Genomic DNA, 6,620 nt, shown 5'->3' on the forward strand with positions numbered 1-6,620 from the left:
CCATTAAGCCACCGAATTTATAGGGTGACTATGTCAGGCAATTCCCGAAAATCCCGTTTGAAAGAGCTTATCGCCCGAGGCAAGGAACAAGGTTACCTTACATACGCAGAAGTAAACGACCATCTCCCAGAAGATATTGCCGATCCTGACCAGGTTGAAGACATTATCCGCATGATCAATGACATGGGGATTCTGGTCTCGGAAGAAGCTCCTGATGCGGATACCCTGCTGATCACCGATGGCGATTCAGCAACTGATGAGACTGCCGCTGCCGAAGCAGCTGCAGCGCTTGCATCTGTCGAAAATGATGTAGGCCGCACCACTGACCCGGTTCGCATGTACATGCGCGAAATGGGGACTGTAGAGCTGCTGACCCGTGAAGGTGAGATCCAGATTGCCAAACGTATCGAAGAAGGTCTTCGCGACGTCATGGCGGCAATGGTTTACTTTCCAGGTACCATTCCTAACGTTTTGACTGCCTACGACGCCACACAAGGCGAAGATGGCGGGCGTTTAAGCGACATTATTACCGGCTTCCTCGATCCAGTTGACGATGCCAGCATCCCTCAGGCTGCCACTGCTGCAGTGGCCGACGATGAAGAGGATGAAGAAGAGGAAGCAGTGGTCGCCCCCAAGGCGAAAGAAGACAAAGACGCGAAAGACAAGCCCAAAGGCGAAAAAGATTCGGATGATGAAGACGAGGACGAAGAAAGTGACTCGGATGATTCTGATGACGAAACTGAAAGCGGCCCGGATCCCGAGCTCGCCCGAGAGCGTTTTAATGCGTTAGCCCAAGCTTACTTCTCGGTAGAAGACTGCATTGCCAAATACGGCAGAGACAGCAGCGTTACCCAGACAGCGTTTGAGCTTCTCAGCGAAGTCTTTGCACCATTCAAACTGGCTCAAAAGCAGTTTGATGAAATGGTTAATACAATCCGCAACACCAATGACATCATTCGTGCTTACGAAAGACAAATCATGCGGATCTGTACCCGTGAGTGCCAAATGCCCCGGAAGAATTTCATCAAGACCTTCCCCGGCAACGAAACCAACCCGGATTGGGTGAAGTCGCAGGCAAAAGGCGGGGACGGCTGGGCACAAATGCTGACGGCCCGTGAAGACGAGATTACCCGTCTGCAGCGTCGAGTTCTGGCGATAGAAAATGAAGTGGGCCTGCCCGTTTCAGACATCAAGGAAATTCACCGTCGTATTTCTATTGGCGAAGCAAAAGCTCGTCGCGCCAAGAAAGAAATGGTGGAAGCAAACCTGCGTCTGGTTATCTCCATTGCGAAGAAGTATACCAACCGCGGTTTGCAGTTCCTGGATCTGATTCAGGAAGGTAACATTGGTCTGATGAAAGCCGTCGACAAGTTCGAATATCGTCGTGGTTATAAATTCTCGACCTATGCAACCTGGTGGATACGTCAGGCCATCACCCGATCAATTGCAGACCAGGCCAGAACGATTCGTATTCCGGTCCATATGATTGAGACCATCAACAAGCTCAATCGTATTTCTCGCCAAATGCTTCAGGAAATGGGCCGCGAGGCCACACCAGAAGAACTGGCGAAGAAAATGGACATGCCGGAAGACAAGGTTCGCAAAGTCCTGAAAATTGCAAAAGAGCCGATCTCCATGGAAACCCCGATCGGGGACGATGAAGATTCGCATCTGGGTGATTTCATCGAAGATTCTCATGCAGAGTCTCCGATCGACACAGCCACTTCCGAAGGCCTGAGAGAAGCGACCCGTCGCGTCCTTGCCGGCCTGACAGCAAGAGAAGCGAAAGTACTGCGCATGCGTTTCGGTATCGAAATGAACACGGACCACACTCTGGAAGAAGTCGGCAAGCAGTTCGACGTCACCCGGGAGCGTATCCGTCAGATCGAAGCCAAAGCACTGCGGAAACTTCGTCACCCAAGCCGCTCAGATCACCTGCGCAGCTTTATCGACGAACAGTAATAAGCACTGGCGCCAAGCGTACTCTCTGAGTATAATTGGCGCCCTCTTTAAAGACCTAACCAGATATCACCCTGATTTCCGGCTAGGTTAAAGTGAAATTGGGCCCTTAGCTCAGTTGGTTAGAGCACCCGACTCATAATCAATAGGCCAGGGTCAAAAAAGTGAAAATGGGCCTTTAGCTCAGTTGGTTAGAGCACCCGACTCATAATCGGCAGGTCCCCAGTTCAAGTCTGGGAAGGCCCACCATTTTCACCTTTAAAATCAGTATGTTAGGCGTTTCCCGCAGTTTCTGACGCCTCCCGCTGGGGTTCAAAAAGACGTAACCCCAACCAATCCCCGCCGCACTTCTCCCACCTAAGCGCGAAACGCTAATTTTTCCGGGGTTACACTGGGGTTACATCATCTACATACCCCTTACATAACGATAGCCTTTACAGCCTCTAACCACCCGATTAGCTTTACTGGCTAGGCGTGTCAAACTCTCTCCCATCCAGCCAAATAATACGCTTGACGATATATAAGCTGTAGAGTATATTTTGAAGAAAGCAGGGACAATACATGACGTGGGAAATATTAGTCACAGATGAATATGAGGGCTGGTTTCTAGATCTAACTGATGCGGAACAAATTGACGTTCAAGCAATGGTTGATGTTCTGGAGATCAAAGGCCCTAACCTTGGCCGCCCTCAGGCAGATACGATAAAAGGCACAAAGAAGGTTAAAAACCTTAAGGAGCTGGTCATTCAGCACGCAGGAAAACCATATAGAGTTTTCTATGCCTTTGACCCCAAACGACGCGCTGTTCTTCTATGCGGTGGTCGAAAAGATGGATCGAAAGATAAACAGTTTTACAAACAGATGGTTCCGCTAGCTGAAGCAGAGTTTGCGGATCACTTAAAAAGCGAAGGCCTCAAGTAGGTCTAGGAGAAATGAAATGGCAAAGCCTTTAAGCGAACTGCGCAAGAAAATGAATCCTGAGGTACAGGCTGCCGCACGAGCAAAGGCCGTCGGCATAGTCGCAGAAATGTCACTGGCAGAAACTCGCAAGCTACGTGGCCGCAGCCAAGCACTTGTAGCGCGAGTACTTGGAATTGCTCAGCCCAATGTTTCTCAAATCGAAAAGCGCCCAGATACAATGGTCAGCACGTTGGCTTCCTACGTGGAAGCGTTGGGAGGAAAACTCGAAATCCACGCTAAATTTCCCGATGGCCAGGACGTAGAAATTACTCAATTTAAGCAGGCTCAATAGGAAGCAGGGGGTTAGCCTGCTTCCCAAAATACAGATGGCCAACACAGTGATAGCAATGAGGTAAGACCATCTCGCACTTCAAAATCAGATAATTAGGGCATACAGGCAGTGGTTGATTTCAACAAGCTGAGAACACAGAAGAAGAAAACGAAGGCGATAGAGCCGTTAGAGATATTCCGCCGCCTCCCTAAACCGCCAGGCATTAATGACCTCTACACTAGCCAGGCAGAAGTATTAAATTCTTGGTTTGATCGCCGTACTGAACGAGACGTCGTTATTAAGCTGCACACAGGAGGCGGAAAAACCTTAGTTGGCCTGTTAATGGCGCAATCGACCCTAAACGAAACATCAGAGCCTGTCCTCTATTTAGCTCCAACTGTGCAGCTTGTAAATCAAACCCTGGAGAAAGCCAGAGCGCTAGGTATTCACGCAGTGCCTTATGAACGGGGACAACCATTGAATGATGATTTTGTAAACTCCAGTGCAATTATGGTTGGAACTTATAAAGCACTATTCAATGGAAGGAGCAAATTCGGATTACGTGGAGATCCTAACCCACAAAGAGTCGGAGCCGTCATTCTTGACGATGCTCATGCAGCATTTTCGGTAGTCCGAGAGTCATTTACGCTTGAAGTAAATGCGAGTGAAAGCCGAGAGACATACCAAAACCTAGCTGACTTATTCCGAAAAGCATTTAAGGATACCGATAGATTAGGCACCTTTGATGATGTAGTTTCAGGCCTCGAATATTCAGTATTGGAGGTTCCTTATTGGGCTTGGCACGAAAAGCTGGATTCAGTCAGGGAGCTACTTAGAGCAAATGCAGAAGCATATGGTCTAGTCTGGCCACTACTGAGGGATAACTTACACCTCTGCCACGCACTCATCAGCAGAAAATCATTCACAATCACGCCGATACTCCCTCTAGTAAGTTTATTCCCAACTTTTTCAGAAGCTCCTAGACGAATATATATGTCCGCAACTATTGCCGACGATAGCGATATTATCCGAATGTTTGATGCTGACGCTAATATGGTGGCAAAACCGCTAACCTCTCGTTCACTTGCAGGTATTAGTGAAAGAATGGTTTTGATACCTGATCTCATGCCTTTTGAGTTTAGTACCCAAAATGTGTTCCAGCTTTTACAGTGGACATCCTCAAACCAACGAGGCTCCGTAGTGCTCGTATCTTCAGATCACTCTGCATCCCAATGGAGTCAAGTAGGCCAAGTAGCAAAAGGTTCACAAAACGTTGAGTCACTGGTCGCAGCCTTACAAAATGGAACCTCGTATGGCCCTGTAATATTTGCAAATGGATATGATGGAATTGACCTACCAGGTAATTCTTGCCGTCTTCTTGTTATGAGTGGATTGCCATCTGGAACATCGAATTATGAGCTATTCAGAGCGAGCTCTTTATACGGTGGCGTTACTATAACCAGAATGCTTGCTCAAAGAATTGAACAAGGAATTGGAAGAGGCGCCAGAGGTGCTGGCGATCACTGTGTAGTTTTGCTCGCCGGATCGGATTTAGCAGGTTGGATAGCCAAAAATGCTAATTTTAAATTCCTCACTAATGCAACACGTGCTCAGCTAGAAATGGGAGCAGAAATTAGTAAAGAGGTCACTGATTTAAATGATCTAGCTCAGACAATGCTTAGAAGCTACAACCGGGATCAAGGGTGGATTGAATACCACGCAGAGACACTGGCCGAATTAGTTGATGAAACCTCTCAAGATAAAAGTGGATTTATGCAAGCCGCTGGAGAAAGGAAAGCTTTCAACTTGTGGTCAGACGGCTATCACGAGCAAGCTATTGCAAAAATAGAAAAAACCATAGCAGCAGAAAATATTGATCCGCAGACCTGTGGCTGGTTAGAGCAATTAGCAGCAAGAGTAGCAGACAAATGGGGCCACCCTGAAAGAGCTGAAGACCTTCAACGTCAAGCTTATGCTCATAACCGAAACCTTGTTCGGCCTAAAGTTTTACCTCCATATCGACCACTGCCAATCCCCAATGGCCAGGCTGGAGCTATTGTTGAAATGCTAGGTAGCTATAGATTACGAAGAGGGGTATTACAATCATTCGAAAACACGGTAACTAGCCTCAATGAAAACGCCACAGCGAACCAATTTGAACAGGCGTTGGCAGACTTGGCATCCATGATAGGCCTATCCTCTGAAAGGCACGATAGTAACGGTGAAGGCCCAGATATACTGTGGCTCTTACCTGGAAATGTTGGACTTGTAATAGAGGCCAAAAGTAGGAAGAAAGCTAAAAATGCTTTAACGAAAGAAGAGCACGGACAACTGTTGGTTGCAGCGGAATGGTTTTCAAATCACTACCCAAGTTATCAATGTATTCGAGTTAGTGTACATCCGGAAAATATTGCAACCAGAGCCGCAGTAGCAGGAGCATCTCACGCCCTGACCTATGCTAAGTTAGCGATCCTGATCGATGATGCTAGGGCGTTATTGTCCAAGCTTTCCGAATCACAACTGTCAGGACACAATCTCATCGCCGAATGTGAGCGACTCCTTTCAAACTCGTCGTTACATGCCAATAATTTTGTACAGGGGTATCTGTTACCCTTTATCAACACACCGGATTAAGTCCCGCATGGCCGAAAGATATTTTTCCAGATTTCTGGTTACCAAGGCTGAATATGATGCAGCCTCCCCTGAAGAGCGGAGCCGCTATAACTATGTCGTGGTGCCAGATGAACCAATCTCATTGCCTAACATCTGCTGCGCCATGAAAACTGAGCGGGAAAGTGCCGAAAACCGCACGAAACCCCGCCCACTCAATGAAAGGGAATGACGAAAACCGCATGAGTGCGGTTTCAGTCTTCAAAAATACGGGACAAATCCTCCAATTCATCTATTTTCGAGCTGAAAAGCGCTTTACTGCGGTTTTCGGCAATTTCTACCTGCCTCCTCTCTTGGTTCCGTTCTTCCGCCTGGCGCATTACCTGCCTCAGTTTGAAACGATCCAAACCATTGGCTAGGCATTCATTTTGAATTGTCTGAGGGCTGCGCAATGCAGACCTCAACGTGTCCAGGATCGTTCTATCTTGGTTAGACGCCATCCGCCACCTCCTCACCCAGGTATTCTTGCTTAATACGCGCCAATTGCTGGTCATTAAGCTTTCCAGCCTCACAGGCGTAAGCGTCCGGCTATCACAGGTTGACCGGACCGCTCCAGTTGTGAGGCAGTAATTCAGCAATGGCACTGTTCTTCTGCGTCGGCAGACGCGCCAGTACATCTTTCAGATAAGCATAGGGATCATGTCCGTTCAGTTTGGCCGATTGGATCAGACTCATTACTGCCGCTGCCCGCTGACCACTGCGCAGCGATCCGGCAAACAACCAGTTGGAACGACCCAGCGCCCAAGGCCGGATCTGGTTT

Annotated in this window: 7 protein-coding genes and 1 tRNA gene; 6 read left to right on the forward strand and 2 right to left on the reverse strand. The window is 48.1% G+C overall.

What is annotated here, in order from left to right:
- Window positions 1-30: 30 nt before the first annotated feature.
- The 6 genes from rpoD (at window position 31) to F566_RS0106215 (ending at window position 6,032) form a co-directional block, all read left to right on the forward strand.
- Window positions 31-1,962 carry an RNA polymerase sigma factor RpoD gene (gene rpoD, locus F566_RS0106190; protein ID WP_020406118.1) on the forward strand — a complete coding sequence of 644 codons (1,932 nt, stop codon included), beginning with the start codon at window positions 31-33 and terminating at the stop codon, window positions 1,960-1,962.
- Window positions 1,963-2,131: 169 nt separating this feature from the next.
- A tRNA-Ile gene (locus F566_RS0106195) sits at window positions 2,132-2,208 on the forward strand.
- Between the two features lie 312 nt (window positions 2,209-2,520).
- On the forward strand, window positions 2,521-2,880 hold the full coding sequence (locus tag F566_RS0106200; protein ID WP_020406119.1) for a type II toxin-antitoxin system RelE/ParE family toxin: 360 nt from the start codon (window positions 2,521-2,523) through the stop codon (window positions 2,878-2,880).
- Between the two features lie 16 nt (window positions 2,881-2,896).
- Entirely contained in the window at window positions 2,897-3,211 is a 315-nt protein-coding gene (locus F566_RS0106205; protein WP_020406120.1) for an XRE family transcriptional regulator, read from the forward strand.
- A 108-nt stretch (window positions 3,212-3,319) separates the two neighbouring features.
- A complete protein-coding gene (locus tag F566_RS0106210; protein ID WP_020406121.1) occupies window positions 3,320-5,824 on the forward strand; it encodes a DEAD/DEAH box helicase in 2,505 nt (834 codons plus the stop codon).
- A gap of 7 nt (window positions 5,825-5,831) precedes the next feature.
- The gene (locus F566_RS0106215) at window positions 5,832-6,032 is read left to right on the forward strand and encodes a hypothetical protein (protein ID WP_020406122.1); all 201 of its coding nucleotides are present in this window, start codon (window positions 5,832-5,834) and stop codon (window positions 6,030-6,032) included.
- A 22-nt stretch (window positions 6,033-6,054) separates the two neighbouring features.
- Here the strand turns inward: F566_RS0106215 and F566_RS0106220 are convergent, their stop codons facing one another.
- Window positions 6,055-6,300, reverse strand: coding sequence for a hypothetical protein (locus F566_RS0106220; protein ID WP_020406123.1), 246 nt, complete (start codon window positions 6,298-6,300; stop codon window positions 6,055-6,057).
- A 91-nt stretch (window positions 6,301-6,391) separates the two neighbouring features.
- Window positions 6,392-6,620, reverse strand: a 229-nt coding sequence (locus tag F566_RS0106225) for a transposase domain-containing protein (RefSeq protein ID WP_020406124.1), incomplete at its 5' end; no start/stop codon positions are given.

The organism is Hahella ganghwensis DSM 17046 (genome assembly GCF_000376785.1).
GTDB lineage: Bacteria > Pseudomonadota > Gammaproteobacteria > Pseudomonadales > Oleiphilaceae > Hahella > Hahella ganghwensis.